Origin of the sequence: Pantoea sp. R13S299 (assembly GCF_048515925.1) — a bacterium.
GTDB lineage: Bacteria > Pseudomonadota > Gammaproteobacteria > Enterobacterales > Enterobacteriaceae > Pantoea.
The window spans coordinates 1,655,257-1,677,524 of sequence record NZ_JBLYEF010000001.1 but is presented as its reverse complement, the minus strand read 5'-3'; the positions used below and the strand labels follow the sequence as shown (position 1 = coordinate 1,677,524).

Here is a 22,268-nt window from a genome sequence, read left to right as displayed (position 1 = left end):
TGAGGGTTTAAAATGCAGAATGTCATGGCAGAGCAGCAAGCATATTCCGATAACAGCCTGTTACTGGATGCACGCGAGCAGAATGTGCCGCGCGGTGTCGTTACCGCCCATCCGCTGGTGATCGAGCGCGCCAGAGGCAGTGAAGTGTGGGACGTAGAGGGCAATCGCTATCTCGACTTTGTCGGCGGTATCGGCGTGCTGAATGTCGGGCACAATCACCCGGCGGTCGTCAATGCGGTAACCCGCCAGCTCGGTCTGGTGTCTCACGCCTGTTTCCAGGTGGTGGCTTATCCGGGCTACATCGAGCTGGCGCAGCGGCTGAACAAACTGGTCGGTGGCGGTGAGGCGTACAAAAGCGTCTTCTTCACCAGCGGCGCTGAAGCGGTAGAAAATGCGGTGAAAATTGCTCGCTCACACACTCAGCGCCCCGGCATCATCGCTTTTGATGGCGCGTTTCATGGCCGCACCCTGCTGGGTGTGACCCTGACCGGCATGTCCGCGCCTTACAAACAGAACTTTGGTCCGTTCCCCGGCGATATCTACCGTCTGCCATTCCCGAACCCGCTGCACGGCATCACCGAAGCGGACTGTCTGAAGGCGATGGATCAGCTGTTTGCGGTGCAGATCCTGCCGGAGCGTGTGGCGGCGATTATCATTGAGCCGGTTCAGGGCGACGGCGGTTTCCTGCCTGCCGGGCCAGCCTTTATGCAGGCACTGCGCCGCATTACTACCCAGCACGGCATTCTGCTGATCTGTGATGAAGTCCAGTCCGGCTTCGGGCGCACCGGTACGATGTTCGCCTTCCAGCAGCTGGGGATCAAACCGGATCTAATCACTTTGGCGAAAAGCCTGGGTGGCGGTCTGCCGATTTCCGGCGTGGTGGGACGTGCAGAGATCATGGATGCGCCAACGCCCGGCGGATTAGGCGGCACCTATGGCGGCAACGCGCTGGGCTGCGCGGCGGCGCTGGCGGTGCTGGATCTGTTTGAGAATGAGAACCTGCTGCAGCGCTCCTGTCAGCTCGGTGAACAGCTCAATGCCCGTCTGCGACAGCTGGCGGATAAATATGCCTGCATCGGTGACGTGCGCGGCGTGGGCTTCATGCAGGCGGTGGAAATTCTCGACTTCGAAACCGGTCGTCCGGATGCAGCGCTGACCCAGAAGATCCTCGACAGCGCCTGTCAGGAAGGATTGCTGCTGATTAAATGCGGTCTGCATCGCAACACCATCCGTTTCCTGGCCCCGCTGGTGACCACCGACTCACAGCTGGAAGAGGCGCTGCATATCTTCGATATTGCGCTGGCCCGCGCCACTGGCCGGTTGGGTTAAACCCGTATTCCTCATTGATTTTGTTAGAGTAATTTGAAAATCTCCCGCTGGTATAACCACTGCGAAGCGCTGGCGCGTTTACGGTAAAGCGTGTTATATCTTCGGGAGGTTCTGAACATTTGATTAAGCGCCTGGCCCAACAGGCTCTGACAATGAGGGGGGTGCTATGAACGGCTTAATGAAACTCGACCGCATCGACATCAACATCCTGGTGCAACTCCAGAAAGATGGCCGTATCAGCAACGTTAACCTCGCCGACGCCGTAGGCCTCTCGCCCAGTCCCTGTCTGCAACGGGTCAAACGTCTGGAACAGGCCGGTTTTATCACCGGTTATGAAGCGCACATTAATCTCACCCGCATTACCGATTCGGTGACCGTCTTTACCGAAGTCACCCTGTCCGGCCATCGCCGTGAAGACTTTATGAAATTCGAAAGTGCGATGCGCGACGTCGATGAGCTGATGGAGTGCCATCTGATCACCGGCGGCTATGACTATCTGCTGCGTTTTATTACCCGCAGCATTGAACATTACCAGGAAGTGATTGAGAAGATGCTCGATGCGCAGATTGGTATCGACAAGTACTTCAGCTATATCGTGATTAAATCCCCGATCATGAAAAGCAGCGTGCCGTTGCGATCGTTAATCAGCAAGCACAATTCCGTCGAGTTTGGCGCATAACAGGCGGTCGACCCTTTCTTGCTTTCCCGGAGAGAGGGCCGTCACCGCAATCCCACGTTGTCACTGCCATCTTAAAGCGTTATCCCTCTGCTTCGTTACCCGCTTTAATCTGCCCAATTCCCCTCAGCATAAAATTTCTTTCCGCTGCAAAATTCAGCTGCTGCACCCGGTTTTGTGGCGCGCTACAGCCTCAACCCTTGGGCGAACCCTTTTACACTGAATTCAACTGATACAAGGAGTTGTCATGGACTCATTACAGATTGCTGACCAGCAGTGGCAGCGCGATGCGTTCACCGTCTCAACCGATCGCCAGCGGCTCGATCTGGCCTGGATCCACATCCAGCTGGCTGAGAAGTCCTACTGGGCCAAAGGTCAGCCGCAGGCCAAAACTCTGCGGGCGATTGCTGGTTCGCTGCCGTTTGGCCTCTATCACCAGCAGCAACAGATTGGCTTTGCGCGACTCATTACCGATTACACCCGCTTTGGCTGGCTGTGCGACGTGATGATTGATGAAAACTGGCGCGGTCACGGGCTGGGCAGTTGGCTGGCGACCTGCGTCCGTGAACATCCGGAGCTGCAAACGGTGCATCGCTGGATGCTCTCAACCCAGGATGCGCATCAGGTCTACCAGCGGCTCGGCTGGCGTGTGGTGCAGCATCCCGAGACGCTGATGGAATTTCCCCCTTCCTGACACTGGAGTTAACCCGATATGCGATACCGCGTTGGCGTGGATATTGGTGGTTCCTTTACCGATTTCGCCGTGCTCGATCAGCAAACGAACCAGATCCACACCCTGAAAGTCCTGTCGCGCCCGGACCAGCCAGGCAGCGAAATCGTAACCGGGCTGGCGCAGTTTCAGCAGCATCAGGGCATCGATCCCGCCGAGATTGGCTACTTCACCCACGGTACGACGGTAGGCATTAACGCGGTGATCCAGCGGCGTGGCGTGCGGCTGGCGCTGTTCGCCACCGAGGGTTTCTGCGATGTGCTGGAGCTGGCCCGGCTGAAAATTCCGCATATCCATGACCTTTTTTCACGGCGGGCCGCACCGCTGATTACCCGCGACAGGGTGTTTGCCATCCGCGAACGCAGTGACGCACAGGGCAATGTGCTGGAACCTGTAGATCGCCAGAGCGTGCTCGACGCCATTGAGCAGGCACGCGCCGCAGGCTGTCAGGGCATTGTGGTGTCGCTGCTGCACAGTTATCGCAACCGGCACAATGAAGCGGCGGTAAAAGCGATTATTGATGAGGTGGCACCTGAGCTGCTGACCTCCTGCTCCGCCGACATCTGGCCAATCATCCGCGAATATGAACGCACCATTACCGCCACCATCAACGCCTACGTGCAGCCGATGGTGATCCATTACCTCGAATCCTTTGAGCAGGCACTGAAACGGCTCGGCGTGAAGCCGCCGCCGCGCATCACCAAATCCAACGGCGGGGTTATGGGCGTTGACCAGGCGAAACGCGAATGCGTGCAGATGGTGCTCTCCGGCACCGCCTCCGGGGTGATCGGGGCCAGTTATCTCGCCAGTGCCTGCGGTTTTGACAAAATCCTCAGCCTGGATATCGGCGGCACCAGCGCCGACGTGGCGGTGATCATCGACGGCAAAGTGGCGCAGGGCAACGGCGAAATCATCGGGGACTTCCCGATCTTTATTCCTTCTGTCGCCGTCACCTCGGTGGGTCAGGGCGGCGGGTCGCTGGCGTGGATCGATGGGCAGGGCGTATTGCAGATGGGGCCGGACAGTGCCGGATCGCTGCCGGGGCCGGTCTGCTTCCAGCGCGGCGGCACGCAGCCGACCGCCACTGATGCCTTTGCTGCCTGCGGCATGATGGGCCACGGTGCGCTGGGTTACAACGCGGTCACTGTGGATGTCGCCGCAGCCTGTGCGGCCTGGCAGCCACTGGCCGATGCACTCGATATTTCGGTAGAGGAGACCGCCGAGACCGCTATCCAGCTGGCGATCTCCAGCATGTACAGCGACACCAGCGGTTTGCTGTCGCGCTTTGGACTCGACCCGCGTGAATTCTGGTTCATGGCCTTTGGCGGAGCGGGCCCGATGATGGGCTGTTTTCTCGCCCGCGAACTGAACATGAAAGGTGTAATCGTGCCGCCGACGCCGGGCGTACTCTCTGCGCTGGGCGGGCTGGTGGCGGATATCCGCAATGACTTCATCCGCACGCTTTATGGCGATCTGACGCCTGCGCTGGCAGACACCTTAGCCAGTGAAGCCGAAGCCTTGCAGCAGCGGGCCTGCGGCTGGCTGGCGCAGGAGCATGGCAGCGATATGCCTTACAGCCTGCAGTTCAGCGCAGATATGCGTTATCGCGGTCAGTCGTTTGAGATCGACGTGCCGCTGGAGGCGAGCTGGCTGACGCAGGCGGATTTCACTGCGCTGCATGACGCCTTCGATCGCCAGCATCAGCAGCTGTTTGGTCACTGTGACCCGGAGGCACCGGTGCAGCTGATCAACCTGCGGCTGGTCATCGCCTCACCGACGCCGAAACCGGTGATTAATCAACTGGCCCACGCTACGGAACCGGTGCCGGTACTGAAGCAGACCAGGGCGTGGATCGACGGCGACTGGCATCAGGTGGATATAGTACTGCGTTCGGTGCTGCGCGCCGGACATCAGCTCAGCGGCCCGGTCATCATCGCCCAGGACGACTGCACCACCTGCGTGCCGCCCGGCATGGGCGTCACGGTCGATTCATTCGGTAATCTGCTGATCACGGCAGGCGAGGCATAACATGGCGATTGATGGACGTAACTTACAGATTCTGGCGAACTACTGCGCCGCCGCTGCCGATGCGATGGCCTTTACCCTGATGCGCACCGCGCACTCCACCTTTGTTAAAGAGACGGAAGATTTCTCCTGCCAGATCGTCAGCCGCAGCGGGCTGGCGTTTGCTTCGCCGCGCAGCTTCGGCGCGCCCTGGTACAGCGGCATCGACTATGCACCGGTACTGGCGCTGATTGAAGAGTATGCCGACGGCGATATCTGCATCACCAACGACGCCTACGCTGGCAACGTCGCGACCCATTCGCCCGACATCCACATCTGGAAACCGGTGTTCCACGAGGGCGAAATCGTCTGCTTCGTAGTCGGCCATATTCATAACACCGACGTCGGCGGCGCGGTGCCCGCCTCGCTGTCGCGCTCGCTGACCGATATCGTGCAGGAGGGGATCCGCATTCCGCCGCTGAAGATTATGCGCCAGGGGCAGCTTAACGAAGAGGTTGCCAGCATCATGCGGCTCAACGTGCGTGTACCGGACCAGAACTGGGGCGATTTCAAGGCGCAACTGGCCTCGGTGAACGTGGGCGAGCGCAAAATTCACGACATCATTGCCCGCTTTGGCATCGATGATTTCCTGCAGGGCATTGAGGGCATTCTCGATTACGCCGAAGCGCAGGCGCGCAGCATTATCAGTACCATTCCGGACGGGGAATACTTTTATGCCGACTACGCCGATGAAGATGGCGAGGGCGGTTATCCCTGCCGCATCGCCATTACGCTGCGGGTGCAGGGCGATCAGCTGGAGCTGGACTACACCGGCAGCGACCCGCAACTGGCTTCGTCACTGAACATGCCGACCGGCGGACGCGAACGGCATCCGCTGGCGCTGGTGGGTGTCACCTATGTGCTCTCAACGCTTGATCGTTCGTTGCTGCTCAACGCCGGTACGCTGCGGCCGACGCGGGCGATCCTGCCGCCTGGCACCGTGATGAACTGTGAGGCACCCGCAGCGGTAGGGATGCGCTCGCTGACCTGTGCGCTGTCGCAGATTGCCACTGTCGGTGTCTTCTCGCTGGCGATGCCGGACCGTCTGCCCGCCAATTCACCGGGCGGCAATTCGATCATGAACATCCGCACTCAGACGCAGAACCGCAGCGTGGTCGCCTCGCTGGGACCGGTCGGCGGCGGCGCGGGTGGCACGCCGCGTCACGACGGACCCGATGGCTCCGGCGGGCTTTCCGCCTTCCTGAAAAACACCCCGATTGAGATCAACGAAGCGGAAGTGCCGATCCGTTTTCATCGCTATGGACTGGCGCAGGACAGCGCCGGAGCCGGTCGCTATCGCGGCGGCCTGGCAACAGAAATGGCCTTTGAGATTTTCTCGCCCAATACCACCATTACCGCGCGCAACCGTAACCGGTCGGTGTTTGCCTCGGCGGGCGTGGTGGGCGGGCAGAGCGGAGCGCTGTCTTATTTCCGTACCCGGCGTGACGGCGAAGTCATCAATCACGGCAACACCGATGTGATCCACTGCCAGCCGGGTGACGTGGTCGAAGTGCGCGGACCCGGCGCAGGCGGTTACGGCCTGCCGTCGCAGCGCGATGCCGATGCGGTCATGCAGGATGTCCGCTGCGGCTATCTCAGCGTCGCAGCCGCCAGGGCGCAGTATGGCGTGGTAGTGACAGATCACCGCGTGGATCAGGCGGCTACAGAAACGCTGCGCGCCACCCTGCCGCAGCAGGCCGCGCACCATTTTGAGCACGGTGAAGCACGGAGTCGCTTCGAAACGCTCTGGACGCCACAGCGTTATCAGCTACTCACCACATTCCTGGCCAGCGCGCCGGTCAGCTGGCGTCACTTCCTGAAAACCCAGGTATTCCGGGCTGTAGCCGCGATAGGCGAAACGGCGGATATGAATCAAATATTCAGTGATTTGCGTCAGCGATACCCGGCCATGGCGAACAATTAACGGCGATTGCGCATCGTCTACTACGCTTTAAGTCTGCATGGACTACGAGGGGAAACGCGACGATGAGCATGAAAACCAGTGATTTTTTTGTCCAGCGCCTGAAAGAGTGGGGCGTCACACGCATTTACGGCTATCCGGGAGATGGGATTAACGGCGTGCTGGGGGCCATTCAGCGCGCGAACGCCAAAGGCGACGGCATCGAATTTATTCAGGTGCGCCACGAAGAGATGGCGGCCTTTATGGCAGCGGGGCACGCGAAATTCACCGGCGAGCTGGGCGTCTGCCTCTCAACCGGCGGGCCGGGCGCAACCCATCTGCTGACCGGGCTCTATGACGCCAAAATGGACCACGCTCCGGTGCTGGCGATTGCCGGACAGGCGGAAGCGACCGCGCGCGGTGCCAGCTATCAGCAGGAGATGAACCTGGATCGTATCTTCTCGGACGTTGCCAACTTCGTTCAGGAAGCTTCAACCACGACGCAGGTACGCCATCTGCTGGACCGTGGCGTACGCATCGCCAAAGCGCAAAACGGTGTGGCGGTGATCATCATCCCTAAAGATATTCAGGATGAGGAGTGGCAGCCACCGCAGCATCTGCACGGTTTTACCCATTCCGGCAGCGGCTATCAACGTCCTAAAGTCATTCCTTACGAAGCGGATCTGCAACGCGCCGCCGAGGTGCTGAACGCCGGTAAAAAAGTGGCGATTCTGATTGGGGCAGGCGCGCGCAACGCCGCTGTGGAAGTGGTGCAGGTCGCCAATGTGCTGGGCGCGGGCGTGGCGAAAGCGTTGCTCGGCAAAGATGTCCTGCCGGACGACGCGCCCTTTGTGACCGGCTCGATTGGCCTGCTCGGCACCAAACCTTCATCAGACTTAATGCAGAACTGCGACACTCTGCTGATGATTGGCAGCGGCTTCCCGTGGACGGAATTCCTGCCGGAAGAGGGCAAGGCGCGTGCAGTGCAGATCGACATCGATCCGGCCATGCTGGGCCTGCGCTATCCCAGCGAAGTGAACCTGCATGGCGATGCGGCTGAAACCCTGCGCGCGCTGCTGCCGCTGCTTGAGCACAAAGAGGATCGCAGCTGGCAGGAGGATATCGCGGTTCAGGTGCGGGACTGGTGGACGCTGATGGAAGAGCGTGCGATGGCTCCGGCTAATCCGGTCAATCCACAGCGGGTAGTGTGGGAGATGTCGCCTCAGCTGCCGGACAACGCCATTGTTACTTCAGACTCCGGCTCCTGCGCCAACTGGTTTGCCCGCGACTATCGGGTGAAACAGGGGCAGCGCGCTTCGCTCTCCGGCGGTCTGGCCTGTATGGGCGCAGCGGTGCCTTACGCGATTGCCGCGAAATTTGCCCACCCGGAAAAGCCAGTGGTGGCGCTGGTGGGTGACGGCGCGATGCAGATGAATAATATGGCTGAGCTGATCACCATCCAGAAATACTGGCAGCAGTGGGCCGACCCGCGCCTGATCGTTTGTGTATTCAACAACCAGGATCTTAATCAGGTCACCTGGGAGCAGCGCGTGATGGAGGGTAATCCGCGCTTTGACGCTTCGCAGCAGCTGCCGGACGTGAAGTACGCTGAGTTTGCGCAGTCTCTGGGGATGATCGGTATCTTTGTCGATAATCCTGACGATCTGGCCGGTGCGTGGCAGCGTGCGCTCAGCGCCGATCGTCCTGTCTTGCTGGAGGTGAAAACCGATCCGGAAGTTGCGCCGTTACCGCCGCACATCACCTTTAAGCAGGCGAAAGCCTTTATGGCGTCGATGGTGAAAGGCGATCGCGGCGCGGCGCAGATTATCAGCGACACCGCCAGCCAGCTGTTCCATAAAAAGCATTAAGGGCTAAGTGGGGCGGTCCCGCCTCGCTAACCTTGATCCCCGGATGCCCTCGCGTCCGGGTCTTAAACACCTTCATCACACTCAACGGGAGTCTTGTTATGACTGCTCATTCCAGCCCTGTCTGGTTAATCTCGGGATGTTCGACCGGTTTTGGTCGTGAACTGGCGCAGCAGACCATTGCGCGTGGCTTTAAAGTCGTCGTGACGGCGCGTGACACCTCGTCCATTGCCGATCTGGTTGAGGGACACGAAAACGCACTGGCGGTTGCGCTGGATGTCACCCAGCAGGCGAGCATCGACCAGGCAGTCAGGGCGGCACTGGACGCGTTCGGCACCATTGATGTGCTGGTCAACAACGCTGGTTACGGTTATCAGAGTTCGGTGGAAGAGGGTGTGGAAAGCGAAATCCGCGCACAGTTTGATGCCAACGTCTTCGGCCTGTTTGCCCTGACCCGCGCCGTGCTGCCCGCGATGAGAAAGGCGCGCAGCGGCCACGTCATCAACATTACCTCGGTGGCGGGCTTGATTGGTTTTGCCAGCTCAGGCTACTACTCTGCCAGCAAGCATGCCGTGGAAGGCTGGTCCGATTCGCTGACGCTGGAAGCCGGTCCGCTGGGCATTCACGTGACCTGTGTCGAGCCGGGCCCGTTCCGCACTGACTGGGCCGGACGCTCACTGCATCAGACGCCGAGCACTCTGCCGGAATATGCGGATACCGCGGCTGCGCGGATGAAAGCCACCGCCGAATACAGCGGCACTCAGAAGGGCGATCCGGCGCGGGCCGCCACGGCGATGATCGCCATCACCGATCATGCCAACCCGCCACGCCATCTGGTGATGGGTGCCTGGGGCCATGACGCTGTGACCAGCAAGCTCAAAGAGCGTCTGGCTGAGATCGAAGCGTGGAAACAGACGTCGGTAGAGACGGATTTTCCGGAGTAAAGGTGAGTTGCGGGTGGCGGGAAGCCGCCTGCGGGTGAAGCAGAAGCGGTTAAAATACGAAAGGCCCGTATCTCGGGCCTTTAAGTGCTAATCGGGGATCTTAGCTTCCTGCCTTTCGCGCGCATTCAACTCTTTCAGCTTGCGGCGCAACAGGGCAGATGAGGAACGTTTTCTCGCCTGAGCTAATTGAGCTTTAATGGCGGGCAGATCGGGCCTGGCCAGCCACTCTGCAATCAAAAGTGCCCTTAACTCCTTATATCGGGTTTCAACCGGAGCCAAAGGGGTTGTTTCATCGTGTGTATCGTAAAACGACATAGCAAGCTCTCCCTGTAGTCACTACTTTATAAGCCTGGAAACAGTCCGGGATTAAAGGTTGCGGCGCTTTCTTCGGCAACCCTGTCCGGCGATTGTAGCGTAGTTCATTTTTTAACCCAAGCATGGCGTCATAAATCTCTTCCAGAGGCGTCGGACGATTGCGTTCAACGATCTCGCCTGACGCAGGCTGGAAAACAAAACCGCCGATAGAGAAGCTTTCATGGTGTGCCATTAATGCAAGTACTACGCTTTTTAAAACGACTGCACTACCTAATCCGGGAATGCTGATGTGGCGAAAGTCGCCCAGGCACTCCAGACCATCGAACACGTCAAAACAGACTTCAGCCAGGCCATTAACCGGAAAGGAGATACCTGATGGCATCAGGTATCCGAGACGCGTAAAGGTCTGTTCATCTATCCGGCAGCCAACGATGACGGTGTAAGTCTCACTACCGACAACAAAAACGTAGCTGTGATAAATCTGGCGATCATAAATGAATCTTTTTCGTCTGATTTCGTAGTTTTTGAGATAGATATCTTCTTCAATGTGCACTTCTCATCCCTGCTGCTGCATATAAATCCATGAGACTCGATTTTTAAGTTGCTGCTGAGATTCGTCAAATATCCATATTAAAAGTATGGTTATGCGTTCCAGCATTTCATCTGCTGTTGCGGATTAACAACATCGTTTTGTAAGCCAGCCCGCAAACCATTCACCTAAGACGCCCCCTTATCGCGCAGCCCTGCGCCATCATCGTGCTGAAAAAATAAACAGCTGTCCGTCCGCGACATCATAAGAATTCGATCTTGTATCCCAGCCCGTATTCCAACTGGCATCCCTGACTCTGACCGGTTGGTTCACCGCTATCTGGCACGCTTAATGCACTCGCTGACAGGTACACTTTTGGCGAGGTAACCCATGTTTGACTCCTTATTAGACGAAGATGCCACCACGATGGCCGCACTGATCCGCAGTGGAGAAGTCTCGGCGTGTGAGCTGACCGGGGCGGCGCTGGCGCGGATGGAGCGGCGGGAACCGGCGATACAGGCCTTTTGTACTCCGACGCCGGAACGGGCGATGGAACAGGCCAGAGCCGTGGATGCCCGACGGGCGCGCGGAGAGACGCTGGGCGCCCTGGCTGGCGTGCCGCTGGCGGTAAAAGATCTCATCTGCACCGCAAACGTCAGAACCACCTCCGGTTCGGCGGCGTACAAAGACTTCGTGCCGGAAGATGACGACATCACGGTGGAACGCCTGCTGGCCGCCGACGCCATTCTGCTGGGCAAAACCACTGCGCCGGAGTTTGGCTACAGCGGCGTCGGGCACAATCCGCTGTTCACGTCGCCGCGCAATCCCTGGAATCTGGCGATGACGCCAGGCGGTTCCAGCGCCGGATCGGGTGCGGCGGTGGCGGCGCGGCTCTGTCCTATTGCGCTGGGTAGCGACGGCGGCGGATCGGTACGCATTCCGGCGGCGCACTGCGGCATTTTTGGTTTCAAGGCGTCGATGGGGCGGGTGCCGTTGTGGCCCGGCTGTCGTGATGAGCGCTATCCCGGCGTGTCGAGCTGGGAATCGCTGGAACACATCGGACCGATGACGCGCAGCGTGCGCGATGCCGCGCTGATGATGTCGCTGATGGCGGGACCGGATATGCGTGATCGTCACTCGATCCCCTGCAGCGACGTTGACTGGCTCGGCGCAACAGAGCATCTGCCCGGCAAACTCCGCATCGCTTTCAGCGCAGATTTTGGTTATGTGGCCGTTGACCCGGAAGTGCGGGCGGTGGTCAGCGCAGCGGTGCAGCGCTTTGCCGCTGAAATCGGTGCGGAGCTGGAGCTGGCCGATCCCGGCTTTTCCGATCCGGCTGCTGCCTTTGGCGCGCTGGTGGCGATGGAGAGCGACCTCACCGGCATGCGCCAGATGATGGTGGAACAGGGCAGCGAGATGTCGCCGCATCTGGTCGCCATGTTGCAGCGCGACTGGCGGGCGGAAAACTTCACCGATGCCATCGCCACCCGCAAAGCGGTCAGCAACAGCCTGTGGCGCTTTATGCAGCGCTTCGATCTGCTGATCACGCCAACACTGGCGGTGCCGCCGTTTCCGCTGGGGATGCAGGGACCGGAGATCATTGATGGCCGTATGGTCCGCAACGATCACTGGCTCTCGTTCTGCTACCCGTTCAACTTCACCGGTCAGCCTGCCGCGTCCGTGCCCGCCGGTTTCACCGCCAGCGGCCTGCCCGTCGGTCTGCAGATTGTCGGACGTCATCTTGATGATGCTTTAGTGCTGGCTGCCAGTGCCGCTTTCGAGCGCATTCAGCCGTGGAATCACCTTCAACCCGGAATCGCCCAATGAAAAAATCTGATACACCTGCCCTGGAGCAGGAGTTTGAACATGAGCCGGTGCCGCTGTCGCACCGCCATTCAACCCGCTCCGTCTCAGCCGTCTGGTTTGGATTTCCGATGATCCTCACCAACGCGCTGTTTGGCGGCATCATCACCTGGCATCTGGGGTTCTGGCCCGCGCTGATCGCCATTCTGCTGGGCAACCTGGTGCTGTTCGCCTATGTCGGCGCACTGAGCTGGTACGCCGGTAACACCGGGATGAACTTTGCTTTACAGGCCAGACGCACCTTTGGCAGCAAAGGCTACATCCTGGTCTCCGGTCTTCTCTCGACGGTGGTGATCGGCTGGTATGCCTTCCAGACCGGTCTCACCGGCACAGTGATTAATCAGACCTTTGGCTGGAATGCGCTGGCGGTGACGGCCTTTGCCATGATCCTTTACACCGGCATCACGTTCCTGGGCGTGCGGGCGCTGTCGGTGCTGGGGATGATCGCCGCGCCGCTGTTTGTGGTGCTGGGGATGGTGGCGCTGTGGCTGATCAGCAAACAGCATGACTTCTCCATCGTGACGCAGTGGAAGGGCAGCGCCAGCGCAGCCGGTGCCATGAGCATGGGCACCGCCGTGACGATGGTCGTGGCCGGTTTTGCCGACTCCGGCACCATGACCGCTGACTTCACCCGCTGGTCGAAGAATGGCCGCTCGGCGGTAATCGCCGCGTTCTCTGCCTTCCCGGTCGCCAATGTGATCTCCTATCTGTTTGGCGTGGTAATCGTGGCAGTGGGCGCGGCAGTTGATCCTCTGTCCAACGGCGGTAACTTCCTGCCGATGCTGATGGGCCACAGCGCCTTCCTGTCGGTAGTGGCCTGCCTGTTTGTCTTTATCAATCTGGGATCGGTCTGCACCCACTGTCTCTACAACGGCGCGGTGGGCTTCAGCCATCTGTTCAGCAGCAAAATGCGGATCTGGACGCTGATCCTCGGAGCCATTGGCGGCGTGCTGGCGCTGGCGGGCGTCTGGTCTTACTTCCTGCAGTGGCTCAGCCTGCTGGGAATTGTAGTGCCGCCGTTTGGTGCCGTGATGATTGTGGATTTGATCTTTATGGCGCGCATCAGCGAGCAGCGTCCGGCGCAGCGTTTCCGTGGTACCGCGTTTGCCGCGTGGGCGATTGGCAGCCTGTGCGCGGTGATCGCCCACGTGGCTTTCCCGCAGTTTGGTGAAGCAGTGATTGGTCTGGTGACCGCCGCCATCAGCTACAGCGTGATCACTAAAATGCGCATGCCGCGCCCGGTAATGGAGAACAGTAATGCCCGACTACAGCGTTAATTCAACCCCTTACGCATGGCCGTTTGACGGCAGCTTTACCCCGGCTGACACCGCGCTGGTGGTGATTGATATGCAGACCGACTTCTGTGGCGTCGGCGGCTATGTCGATAGCATGGGTTATGACGTGAGCCTGACCCGCGCGCCCATCGCTCCATTGCAGCAGGTGCTGGCGGCGATGCGCGCCCGGCAGTTTCCTGTTATCCATACCCGCGAAGGGCACCGGCCCGACCTCAGCGATCTGCCCGCTAACAAACGCTGGCGGTCACGACGGATGAACGCCGGGATTGGGGATGTCGGACCGTGTGGCCGTATTCTGGTGCGCGGCGAACCGGGATGGGAGATTATTCCGGAGCTGGCCCCGTTGCCGGGGGAAGTGGTGATCGATAAGCCGGGTAAGGGTTCGTTTTACGCCACCGATCTGGAGCTGATACTGCGCAGTCGCGGCATCCGTAATCTGATCCTCACCGGCATTACCACCGACGTCTGCGTCCATACCACGCTGCGCGAAGCCAACGATCGCGGCTTTGAGTGCCTGGTACTGTCCGATTGCTGTGCCGCGACAGAGCGGCGGCATCATGAGGCAGCGCTGAGCATGATCCATATGCAGGGCGGTATCTTTGGCGCGGTCGCCACATCTGCAGCGCTGCTGGATAGCCTGGGCGTTTAGCCGCGCTCAGGCTATCCAGACAGTCGGTTAACTCTGCTGATCGGGCGCGGATGAGTTCATCAGCGCTTCAAGCTGATCGGCGGGCACCGCCTGACTGAACAGATAACCCTGCAACTGATTACAGCCCGCATCCGCCAGCGCAGACATCTGCCCTGGCGTCTCCACGCCTTCCGCCGTCACCATCAGCCCCATGGCGTGACCCAGTTTCACCACCGATTCAACAATCGCCACTGAATTCTCCGCCACGCCCAGCGACTGGGTGAACGAGCGGTCAATTTTAATCTTGTCCACCGGGAAGGTGCTGAGATAGTTGAGGCTGGAATAGCCGGTGCCGAAGTCATCCAGCGCGATGCGGAAGCCCGCTTCCCGTAGCGTCACAATAATATCGCGGGCTTCACGTTCATCCTCGATTAACACTCCTTCGGTGATCTCCAGCTCCAGCCGCTTCGGATCACCGCCGTGCTGGCTGACAATCGCCATTACCCGCTCAACAAAGCCGCTGGAGCGGAACTGTACCGGCGAGACGTTGACCGCCACCAGCAGCTCCGGGAAACGCTGCTGGGTGACACAGGCTTCCGCCAGCACCCACTCGCCGAGCGGGATGATCAGGCCGGTCTCTTCGGCAATCGCAATAAACTCACCGGGTGCTATCAGGCCGCGCGTCGGATGGTGCCAGCGCAGCAGTGCCTCGATGCCGACCATCTGCTGACCGCCTGCATCCATCAGCGGCTGATACCACACTTTCAGCTCCTGTCCGGTCTGCAGCGCTGTGCGTAAATCGTCGGCGATGGTCTGACGGGTTCGCACCGACTCATCCATCGCCCGCTCAAACTGACGAAACCGGCCGCGTCCGCCACTTTTAGCTTCATACAGCGCGATATCGGCTTTACGCATCAGCTCCAGCCGATCGATGCCATCCCGGGGTGCCAGCGCCAGTCCGATGCTGGCACCGCTCCAGACATCATTGCCGAACAGGGTGAAAGGCTGAGCCAGCTCATCGATAATGCGCTGCGCCAGGCTATTCACCTGACCGATGTTATCGACCTCCGGCATCACCACAATAAACTCATCGCCGCCAATGCGTCCCACGGTATCGCTGGCCCGCACGATACGACTCAGGCGCTGCGCCACCGCGATGATCAGCTCATCGCCAGCGTGATGACCATGGGTATCGTTAACGGCCTTGAAGCGGTCGAGGTCGATCAGCAGCAGCGCTACCCGCTGATCGTTGCGCGTCGCCAGCGCCAGTGCCTGGGTCAGGCGGTCTTCGACCAGCGCGCGGTTCGGCAGGCCGGTCAGCACATCATGAAACGCCAGATGCTGTGCCTGCGCCTCCGACGCGCCAAGCCTGAGCATCGATTGCGAGAGGTTGACAGACGAGTTCCAGAGTCGCCGCACCATATACAGGCAGAGCAGGGAAATCGCCAGCACCGCCAGCCCGGTAGAAGGCCCGATGGTGCGCAGCATCTGTGCACCCGGACGGGACGGGATCCAGTTCAGATAGCCGACCGCTTCGCCCGCCTGCGCGATCAGCAGATAACGCGCATCGGTGCCCGACGGTGATGTGCCGTCGGAGAAGTGCAGCCCCTGAAGCTGATTGCGTTCAGCCAGTCCCGCCAGGTAGCCGTCATCGAGATACTTCAGGCTCACCAGCCGGAAATGCGGCTGGGCGTCGCTGTCACGCTGAATATTACCCACGGCCAGCGCAGCAGCACGGTTCGTCAGACGCGCATAATCGGCGTTATCCTGGCGCGCCGGATCCTTCACCATCGGGTTTTTAAGCACCTCACCAATCAGCGGGTCACTGTCAGCGGCGGAGACGGGCTGGCCTTCACGCCAGACTCTGACGATCTGGTTTTGAGGGTCGAGCACCATAATCAACTGGTGGCCGAACATCTCATACAGCCACTGCCCGATATTGTCATCCAGCCATCTGTCGCTGTTGCCCGCTGCCAGATGCTGCTCAAAGGGGCGCCAGCGTGACAGGCTATGCAGCTGGCGCAGATGCTCATTCAGACTCTGTGAAAAAGAGGCTTCAATCATCCGTTGCTGCTGATGCCGGGCCTCGGCATTAGTGAGTGAGGTACCCACAAACAGCGCAGCGCCTGCACCCACAAACGTCAGCAACAGGATAGCCACCAGCGGCACCAACACTTCACGCAGGAAACTGCGGCGAAAATCAGAGGAAAGTTTAAGGGTGTTAATCATATTGTTGTTTTTCTCAGCAGCAGGGGAACAGAATAAAAACTAGCAGATGCTAATAAATGTTTCACGTTAACCGCTGCGGTTAGTGATTCTGGCAACGTTTTTTGTTAAGTGTGGGTAAAGGAGAGCTTAAAAACGGGAGCAGAGAAGAGGGTGTTTTGTATCAGTTATTTTAATGAAGTCGGAATGGCAGGAAGGTGACCTGGAAGCTGATATTGTGCACTGTTATCAGTGGGAATGACGCCGATGCGCCGATGAGATAGTCACTGCATCACTCTGCATTTCCTGCCAACTTCGCCGCTATGGTTCATACTCATGAGCGCTGATTGTGTTACGAACGGATAACCGTGATGACAACGGTTACTGAGTTTGTCACTTAACTGACAGCCTGAGGGTGTCAGCTTACTAAAAGGGAAAATAATGCCATTGTTATTCGGTGAGTTATCTGGCTTCCCGTCATGGGTGCCTGTTGTATTACTCGTCTCGCTTTCATTTGTGCTGGGCTTCCTGGCCCGTCTTATCCTGCTCCGGTTCATCCGCTACTGGCAGGGACGTGACAGAAAGCTGTTCAAATCCCTTGAGAAGCATCTTAGCGGCTCCATGTTCTTTTTCGTGCCGCTATTAATGATCAATGTCGGGATTAACTACATAAACTTCCGTCCTGCCTCACTTGATCTGATCACCAATATCATCAACGTCTTTATTATTATGTCATTCTGTTCAGTCTTAATACGGCTGACCAACGTCGCGCAGGATATGCTCTATATCCGCTATGACATTAATATTTCCAATAACCTTCGTGCGCGCAAAATCCGTACGCAGATTATCTATGTCAAAAAAGTCGTTATTGTCATCCTGGTGCTGTTCTGTGTTTCGCTGATTCTGCTGAGCTTCCCCGGCGTCCGTAAATTCGGTACCACCATTCTGGCCGGTGCGGGTGTGGCCGGTATTATTATTGGTTTCGCCTTACAGAAGTCGCTGGTTAACCTGTTCGCCGGTATTCAGATTGCCTTTACCCAGCCCATCAAGATTGATGATGCGGTGGTGGTGGAAAAGGAGTGGGGCTGGATTGAGGAGATCAATCTGACTTATGTGGTGGTGCGCATCTGGGATCTGCGTCGTCTGGTGCTGCCGATTACCTATTTCACCGAGAATCCATTTCAGAACTGGACGCGCAACAATGCCCAGATTTTAGGCTCGGTGTTTCTCTATGTGGATTACTCAATGCCGCTGGAGCCGCTGCGCAAACATTTTGAAAAAGTGCTGAGTGAAACCAAGCTCTGGGATCAGGAAACGTCAGTGCTTCAGGTGACCGATACCACCGAAAAAACCATGACCATCAGGATGCTGATGACCGCCCAGAACTCCCCGATCGCCTTTGATTTACGCTGTTATGTGCGTGAGAAGATGATTGAGTTTATTCAGCAGAACTACCCGGAAAGCCTGCCACAGGTCAGGGCGTCGCTGACGGATAGTGGGTCGGAGAAGGTTGGGAGAGGGGTGATGGAGTAGGGAGTTCTTAGAGGTTGGGAGCGGCAGTCTGATGAGATGTGTGAGCATCCTGATGGCTGTTGCTCCGTTCTTTATTAATAGGATGTGGGCGCTGGTGGATGTGTCCGCTCTGTGCCAAAAGCGGACGTTTGCCACATGGTTCAAGCCTATTGAGTGGGAGAAACTCTTGCACATATGAGCTGAATACTAGATGTTACAAACGTCCTTGTTGTGATGTTCTCAGATGAGGGTATAAGTGTTTTAGATACTAAAAACCTGCCCTTTGACCATCCTTAACTATTTAAATGTAATAAAGAAGCGGTGTGCTCCCTAAAGCTTGAAATTATTTCATTAACTTCCTTTTTCGCTAGAGTTATATCTTCTATAACAGGATGCTCTATGTCTTGCCAATTGCGTCTCTCACCACAATCAACTAATTCAGACACTTTACCACCTAATACTCTAACAAAGTCTTTATTCGAGACGGCAAAAAAACATGCCCCAGACTCTAAAATTATTGTGGGTGAAGCTTTGAACTTGCTAATTCCCTCAGGATATTCATCTTCTGGCGTGAGTTGTGGATAAGCCATTTCATACAGGTATTTAAAAGCTTTATCCGTAGGTGCGTTAAATATTTCGTCATCGAATGGCATAGCTACAAGCGCATTTTCATGATCAACAACATCATCATAATCAACGAATAAGGTCGACGTGCGGATGTCATTAGGATACATATTGCCGTTCAAAAAGAAATAAAAGAAACCATTCTTTATAGACTCGCCCCACTGGGGAACATGTTCAATCCAGATTGCAAAGCGATAGGGATCACCGAAAATCATAATATTCCTCTTTCGAATCGCTTAACGATTTCGAGAATTTCTGCTCGCAGCACATCAATACGCCCTCTGATTCTTAGTATTTTTATATAGTAATAACTCATTCCAAACATTCTCCGCATCAATATCGGGATAGCCTCGGCTTTTGATCATGTCTCTGGAAAACTCTGCAGGTAATTCAATAGCAGTAGCATTATCTCGTATTGACTCAACATCCTCTCGGGTCAATTCTCGTCCGGAGTCCATCTCTTTAGCTTCAAGCAGTGCAGCAAAATCAGGAATAAACATAATAGCCATGGTTTGCCAGACTTCATAAATGATTTAATTTTTTTTAATTTTTGCATAGATAACATGTCAATGCAGACCATCAGAGCCACTACACAATTGAAAAAATTCATATTTAAGTCTGTTCGTAAGGTGAAAATATCCGCTGCTCGCTCATAGCGGACCTTAGCCTGCCGCAATTCATTTTTCTGCCAGAAGCGGACGCTGAAGCCGTAATACCATCTTTGAATGATGCAACAGATGACGGTATGTGCATATTTTCGTAAGGTAAACAAAATCTGATCGGGAATTGATCAACCAGCAAGGATAATTGCCCATGCCAACCCCCACACTTACAACAGATCGGTTGCTTTTAAAACCATTAGTCGCCGAAGATGCTAAGCAGATCCAGACGCTTTATCCCCGCTGGGAAATAGTCCGCTATATGGTGGTATCGGTCCCCTGGCCTTATCCAGAGAATGGTGCAGAGAATTACGTCAATAACGTTGTTCTGCCTGACATGGCGAAAGGAATTGCATGGTTCTGGACTATAAGAAATCGTGAGATACCAGATAAAGTCATGGGCTTGATCTGTCTTTACGATGAAGAAGATAACAATCGTGGATTCTGGCTCGCACCGGAATATCAGGGTCAGGGCTATATGCGTGAGGCTAGTATTGCGGCTACAGATTACTGGTTCAATGTGTTGAATAAGCCGGTGTTACGCGCACCTAAAGCAGCCCTTAACAGCCGCTCACAGCGTATTTCGGTCACTAGCGGAATGTGGCTTATCAAAACTGTTAAGAAGGATTATGTCAGCGGCCTTCTGGATTCTGAGCTTTGGGAAATCACCCGCGATGAGTGGAATGCTCGAAAATTTCAATGATACCAGGAATATCACGTCCGCTTCTCGCTTATAGAGGACCAAACTCTATTTAGACTTGTTTTGCTCTTCAATACTCTCCGAAATTCCGCTGATATCATCACTATGACCTGATCGAATAGAGTGATTTGGTCGCTTTAAGTTCGTGAAAGCAGCGCAAGAATCAGCGTGAGACTCAACCCATCCATTACAGCCAATGGCATGGTCTGACGGCGCCCATCACTAACCCCCAACCCTAACAATCTCCTCAACGCACTCAGCAGGCGATAACCCCGCCGTATCCAGCTTCAAATGTTCTCTTTCCCACGGTTCATAATCACGATCCACAACGGCCTGCCAGTCGGGCACTTTCAAGCCGGGAATATCAGAGGTTCTGCTCTCTACACGCACACGATGCTGTTCAGGATCCGAACAGAGGATTTCGATTTCCAGAAAGGGAATACCTGAAGATATTGCGATATCCCGAAAACTATCACGCACCAGATTAAGGTCATTCACCGAATCAGTGACAACCGGTAATCCCAGTTTCAGATTGTCGCGCGCAAGCTCATACAGGATGAAATAGCCTTCCGGGCCAATATCCCTGGAAGCCGCTGATCCATTACGCAGAGCCTGTTCGATCGTATCGACGCGTAAATACACCGCTTTTAATTTTTCAGATAACAGTTTAGCGATAGTGCTTTTTCCGCAACCCGGAAGGCCACTAAAAATGTAGAGCATAACGACTCCTGTTTTAACCTGCGCTCCAGTGGTAAAGCAGGCAATTTTGGAAATCAGGCTGCGCGAATTTTCCCAACGCATTACAGGTGAGTGCCACCGTTTGCCCGCAGCGAACGGTGATGATTCTGCACAACTATTCGTCTGGCAAGGCTTTAAGGTCTGCTGAGATGATTGCCGGAAGGTGTTGGGTAATCTTTTCTACGGGCCAGTCCCACCAGGCCAGCTTCTCCAGTGTCGAAATGGTTTCATCGTCGAAACGCTGCCTGATAACTCTGGCCGGATTGCCACCCACAACTGAATAAGCCGGGACATCCGACGTCACGACAGAACGTGACGAGATGATCGCGCCGTTGCCGATGTGAATGCCTGGCATAATCAGTGCCTGATAACCCATCCATACGTCATTCCCAATCACCGTATCGCCTTTGTAAGGCAAATCGCCGGGCTGAGGCTGACTGGCTTCCCATCCGTTTCCGAAGATGTAGAACGGATAAGTGGAGAACCCCGCCATGCTGTGGTTAGCCCCATTCATAATGAACTGAACGCCTTTTGCGATAGCGCAGAATTTGCCGATGATGAGTTTGTCGCCAATAAACGGGAAGTGATACAGGACATTGCGCTCGAAGTTTTGGGAGTCTTCAGGGTCATCATAATAAGTAAAATCACCGATGATGATGTTGGGGTTCTTCACCGTGTTTTTGATAAAACAAACCTGTGGGAAGCCTTCCATTGGATGGGAATTGGCCGGATCCGGTCCGTACATAGTCTCTCCTTAAACGCTGAATGAGTTCGTTCCAGTGTACACCAGGCAGCCAGCCGTCCTGTGCGTACAGACTCAATGTCTTCCTGCTTGCTGTAAATCCCTGACTGCCACATTCACCCCACCTTCACCCCCGCGTCACGGTTCTGTCATCTGCTTCCCTCAGGCTAACACCATCCCGCAGCGTCTTATCACTGCGTTCCCACTCTGTAACCCGTGAGGATTTCATCGTGATGGAGTTATCCAGACATCCGACCACTGTCTATCAGGCTGTTGCCGCACAACTGGAGCTGGCGCTGAAAGAGCGTTACCGCTGCGGCGACTATCTTCCTTCCGAACAACAGCTGGCCGATCACTATGAGGTGAATCGCCACACGCTGCGCCGGGCCGTCGATGAGCTGGTGCACAAAGGGCTGCTGCAGCGCCGTCATGGCGTCGGCATCCTGGTGCTGATGCGCCCGTATGACTATCCGCTGCATGCCCAGGCGCGCTTCAGCCAGAACCTGATGGAGCAGGGGAGTCACCCAACCAGCGAACGGCTGCTGGCGGTACTGCGTCCGGCCAGCAACGACGTCGCCAGTGCGCTGGGCGTAAAAGAGGGCGACAACGTCATTCACCTGCGGACCCTGCGCCGCGCCAATGGCGTGCCGCTCTGCCTGATCAACCATTTCCTCGCCGACCTCAGCTGGTGGCCACAGCTTCAGCAATTTAACAGCGGATCGCTGCACGACTTCTTAGTGGAGCACACCGGCAAACAGCTGGTGCGCACCCAGACGCGTATCAGCACCCGCCGTGCGCAGGCAAAGGAGTGTCGGCAGCTCGACATCGCGCTGCATGCGCCACTGCTTTGCGTGCGGACCCTGAACAAAACCAGTGATGGCGCAGTGGCGGAATACTCCGTCAGCCTGACGCGCGGCGACATGATCGAACTGACTCTGGAGCACTAACTA

General features: G+C 56.6%; 20 protein-coding genes. 13 read left to right on the top strand and 7 right to left on the bottom strand.

Going from position 1 to position 22,268, the window contains the following annotated elements:
- Window positions 1–12 precede the first annotated feature (12 nt).
- From gabT to ACN1CO_RS08145, 7 genes are all read left to right on the top strand, one after another.
- Window positions 13–1,329 carry a 4-aminobutyrate--2-oxoglutarate transaminase gene (gabT, locus tag ACN1CO_RS08175; RefSeq protein ID WP_419138543.1) on the top strand — a complete coding sequence of 439 codons (1,317 nt, stop codon included), beginning with the start codon at window positions 13–15 and terminating at the stop codon, window positions 1,327–1,329.
- A gap of 166 nt (window positions 1,330–1,495) precedes the next feature.
- Complete coding sequence (locus ACN1CO_RS08170) at window positions 1,496–2,008, top strand: Lrp/AsnC family transcriptional regulator (RefSeq protein WP_090959808.1); 513 nt, start codon at window positions 1,496–1,498, stop codon at window positions 2,006–2,008.
- Between the two features lie 244 nt (window positions 2,009–2,252).
- Window positions 2,253–2,699, top strand: a complete 447-nt coding sequence (locus ACN1CO_RS08165) for a GNAT family N-acetyltransferase (RefSeq protein WP_419138542.1) — start codon at window positions 2,253–2,255, stop codon at window positions 2,697–2,699.
- Between the two features lie 18 nt (window positions 2,700–2,717).
- A complete protein-coding gene (locus tag ACN1CO_RS08160) occupies window positions 2,718–4,763 on the top strand; it encodes a hydantoinase/oxoprolinase family protein (RefSeq protein ID WP_419138541.1) in 2,046 nt (681 codons plus the stop codon).
- A 1-nt stretch (window position 4,764) separates the two neighbouring features.
- Complete coding sequence (locus tag ACN1CO_RS08155; protein ID WP_419138540.1) at window positions 4,765–6,723, top strand: hydantoinase B/oxoprolinase family protein; 1,959 nt, start codon at window positions 4,765–4,767, stop codon at window positions 6,721–6,723.
- Window positions 6,724–6,785: 62 nt separating this feature from the next.
- Window positions 6,786–8,567 (top strand): thiamine pyrophosphate-requiring protein, encoded by a 1,782-nt coding sequence (locus ACN1CO_RS08150; protein WP_419138539.1) that lies wholly within the window; start codon window positions 6,786–6,788, stop codon window positions 8,565–8,567.
- A gap of 98 nt (window positions 8,568–8,665) precedes the next feature.
- Window positions 8,666–9,508 (top strand): oxidoreductase, encoded by an 843-nt coding sequence (locus tag ACN1CO_RS08145; RefSeq protein WP_419138538.1) that lies wholly within the window; start codon window positions 8,666–8,668, stop codon window positions 9,506–9,508.
- Window positions 9,509–9,595: 87 nt separating this feature from the next.
- On the opposite strand, the gene ACN1CO_RS08140 is transcribed toward ACN1CO_RS08145, so the two are convergent.
- Together ACN1CO_RS08140 and ACN1CO_RS08135 are read right to left on the bottom strand one after the other, a co-directional pair.
- Window positions 9,596–9,823, bottom strand: a complete 228-nt coding sequence (locus tag ACN1CO_RS08140; RefSeq protein ID WP_419138537.1) for a hypothetical protein — start codon at window positions 9,821–9,823, stop codon at window positions 9,596–9,598.
- The gene (locus ACN1CO_RS08135) at window positions 9,798–10,376 is read right to left on the bottom strand and encodes a hypothetical protein (protein WP_419138536.1); all 579 of its coding nucleotides are present in this window, start codon (window positions 10,374–10,376) and stop codon (window positions 9,798–9,800) included. Before ACN1CO_RS08135 ends, ACN1CO_RS08140 begins: the two co-directional genes overlap by 26 nt.
- A gap of 366 nt (window positions 10,377–10,742) precedes the next feature.
- Here ACN1CO_RS08135 and ACN1CO_RS08130 point away from each other — a divergent pair, with 366 nt between their 5' ends.
- From ACN1CO_RS08130 to ACN1CO_RS08120, 3 genes are read left to right on the top strand one after another with little or no spacing between them, the layout of a single operon-like run.
- Window positions 10,743–12,179 (top strand): amidase, encoded by a 1,437-nt coding sequence (locus ACN1CO_RS08130; protein WP_419138535.1) that lies wholly within the window; start codon window positions 10,743–10,745, stop codon window positions 12,177–12,179.
- Window positions 12,176–13,492: a purine-cytosine permease family protein gene (locus tag ACN1CO_RS08125; RefSeq protein ID WP_419138534.1), complete on the top strand. Its 1,317-nt coding sequence runs from the start codon at window positions 12,176–12,178 to the stop codon at window positions 13,490–13,492. Before ACN1CO_RS08130 ends, ACN1CO_RS08125 begins: the two co-directional genes overlap by 4 nt.
- Complete coding sequence (locus ACN1CO_RS08120) at window positions 13,473–14,159, top strand: cysteine hydrolase family protein (RefSeq protein ID WP_419138533.1); 687 nt, start codon at window positions 13,473–13,475, stop codon at window positions 14,157–14,159. Before ACN1CO_RS08125 ends, ACN1CO_RS08120 begins: the two co-directional genes overlap by 20 nt.
- A 27-nt stretch (window positions 14,160–14,186) precedes the next feature.
- Here ACN1CO_RS08120 and ACN1CO_RS08115 read toward each other — a convergent pair whose 3' ends face one another.
- On the bottom strand, window positions 14,187–16,367 hold the full coding sequence (locus ACN1CO_RS08115) for a putative bifunctional diguanylate cyclase/phosphodiesterase (protein ID WP_419138532.1): 2,181 nt from the start codon (window positions 16,365–16,367) through the stop codon (window positions 14,187–14,189).
- Between the two features lie 417 nt (window positions 16,368–16,784).
- On the opposite strand from ACN1CO_RS08115, the gene ACN1CO_RS08110 reads away from it, so the two are divergent.
- On the top strand, window positions 16,785–17,876 hold the full coding sequence (locus ACN1CO_RS08110) for a mechanosensitive ion channel family protein (RefSeq protein ID WP_419138531.1): 1,092 nt from the start codon (window positions 16,785–16,787) through the stop codon (window positions 17,874–17,876).
- A 272-nt stretch (window positions 17,877–18,148) separates the two neighbouring features.
- Here the strand turns inward: ACN1CO_RS08110 and ACN1CO_RS08105 are convergent, their stop codons facing one another.
- Entirely contained in the window at window positions 18,149–18,694 is a 546-nt protein-coding gene (locus ACN1CO_RS08105) for an immunity 42 family protein (protein ID WP_419138530.1), read from the bottom strand.
- 54 nt (window positions 18,695–18,748) lie between these two features.
- Window positions 18,749–18,988 (bottom strand): hypothetical protein, encoded by a 240-nt coding sequence (locus tag ACN1CO_RS08100; RefSeq protein WP_419138529.1) that lies wholly within the window; start codon window positions 18,986–18,988, stop codon window positions 18,749–18,751.
- A 304-nt stretch (window positions 18,989–19,292) separates the two neighbouring features.
- Here ACN1CO_RS08100 and ACN1CO_RS08095 point away from each other — a divergent pair, with 304 nt between their 5' ends.
- The gene (locus ACN1CO_RS08095; protein ID WP_419138528.1) at window positions 19,293–19,841 is read left to right on the top strand and encodes a GNAT family N-acetyltransferase; all 549 of its coding nucleotides are present in this window, start codon (window positions 19,293–19,295) and stop codon (window positions 19,839–19,841) included.
- 219 nt (window positions 19,842–20,060) lie between these two features.
- On the opposite strand, the gene ACN1CO_RS08090 is transcribed toward ACN1CO_RS08095, so the two are convergent.
- Together ACN1CO_RS08090 and ACN1CO_RS08085 are read right to left on the bottom strand one after the other, a co-directional pair.
- Window positions 20,061–20,558 carry an AAA family ATPase gene (locus tag ACN1CO_RS08090; RefSeq protein WP_419138527.1) on the bottom strand — a complete coding sequence of 166 codons (498 nt, stop codon included), beginning with the start codon at window positions 20,556–20,558 and terminating at the stop codon, window positions 20,061–20,063.
- Window positions 20,559–20,691: 133 nt separating this feature from the next.
- Entirely contained in the window at window positions 20,692–21,321 is a 630-nt protein-coding gene (locus tag ACN1CO_RS08085) for a Vat family streptogramin A O-acetyltransferase (protein ID WP_419138526.1), read from the bottom strand.
- Window positions 21,322–21,551: 230 nt separating this feature from the next.
- Here ACN1CO_RS08085 and phnF point away from each other — a divergent pair, with 230 nt between their 5' ends.
- Window positions 21,552–22,265, top strand: a complete 714-nt coding sequence (gene phnF, locus ACN1CO_RS08080; protein WP_419139000.1) for a phosphonate metabolism transcriptional regulator PhnF — start codon at window positions 21,552–21,554, stop codon at window positions 22,263–22,265.
- Window positions 22,266–22,268 lie beyond the last annotated feature (3 nt).

Bases quoted from the DNA above. Each gene is read 5' to 3' on its own strand.
- ACN1CO_RS08120 (WP_419138533.1), top strand. From the start codon at position 13,473: ATGCCCGACTACAGCGTTAATTCAACCCCTTACGCATGGCCGTTTGAC.
- ACN1CO_RS08130 (WP_419138535.1), top strand. From the start codon at position 10,743: ATGTTTGACTCCTTATTAGACGAAGATGCCACCACGATGGCCGCACTG.
- ACN1CO_RS08105 (WP_419138530.1), bottom strand. From the start codon at position 18,694: ATGATTTTCGGTGATCCCTATCGCTTTGCAATCTGGATTGAACATGTT.
- gabT (WP_419138543.1), top strand. From the start codon at position 13: ATGCAGAATGTCATGGCAGAGCAGCAAGCATATTCCGATAACAGCCTG.
- ACN1CO_RS08090 (WP_419138527.1), bottom strand. From the start codon at position 20,558: ATGCTCTACATTTTTAGTGGCCTTCCGGGTTGCGGAAAAAGCACTATC.
- ACN1CO_RS08110 (WP_419138531.1), top strand. From the start codon at position 16,785: ATGCCATTGTTATTCGGTGAGTTATCTGGCTTCCCGTCATGGGTGCCT.
- ACN1CO_RS08100 (WP_419138529.1), bottom strand. From the start codon at position 18,988: ATGGCTATTATGTTTATTCCTGATTTTGCTGCACTGCTTGAAGCTAAA.
- ACN1CO_RS08140 (WP_419138537.1), bottom strand. From the start codon at position 9,823: ATGTCGTTTTACGATACACACGATGAAACAACCCCTTTGGCTCCGGTT.
- phnF (WP_419139000.1), top strand. From the start codon at position 21,552: ATGGAGTTATCCAGACATCCGACCACTGTCTATCAGGCTGTTGCCGCA.
- ACN1CO_RS08150 (WP_419138539.1), top strand. From the start codon at position 6,786: ATGAGCATGAAAACCAGTGATTTTTTTGTCCAGCGCCTGAAAGAGTGG.
- ACN1CO_RS08170 (WP_090959808.1), top strand. From the start codon at position 1,496: ATGAACGGCTTAATGAAACTCGACCGCATCGACATCAACATCCTGGTG.
- ACN1CO_RS08125 (WP_419138534.1), top strand. From the start codon at position 12,176: ATGAAAAAATCTGATACACCTGCCCTGGAGCAGGAGTTTGAACATGAG.
- ACN1CO_RS08165 (WP_419138542.1), top strand. From the start codon at position 2,253: ATGGACTCATTACAGATTGCTGACCAGCAGTGGCAGCGCGATGCGTTC.
- ACN1CO_RS08160 (WP_419138541.1), top strand. From the start codon at position 2,718: ATGCGATACCGCGTTGGCGTGGATATTGGTGGTTCCTTTACCGATTTC.
- ACN1CO_RS08145 (WP_419138538.1), top strand. From the start codon at position 8,666: ATGACTGCTCATTCCAGCCCTGTCTGGTTAATCTCGGGATGTTCGACC.
- ACN1CO_RS08115 (WP_419138532.1), bottom strand. From the start codon at position 16,367: ATGATTAACACCCTTAAACTTTCCTCTGATTTTCGCCGCAGTTTCCTG.
- ACN1CO_RS08155 (WP_419138540.1), top strand. From the start codon at position 4,765: ATGGCGATTGATGGACGTAACTTACAGATTCTGGCGAACTACTGCGCC.
- ACN1CO_RS08085 (WP_419138526.1), bottom strand. From the start codon at position 21,321: ATGTACGGACCGGATCCGGCCAATTCCCATCCAATGGAAGGCTTCCCA.
- ACN1CO_RS08095 (WP_419138528.1), top strand. From the start codon at position 19,293: ATGCCAACCCCCACACTTACAACAGATCGGTTGCTTTTAAAACCATTA.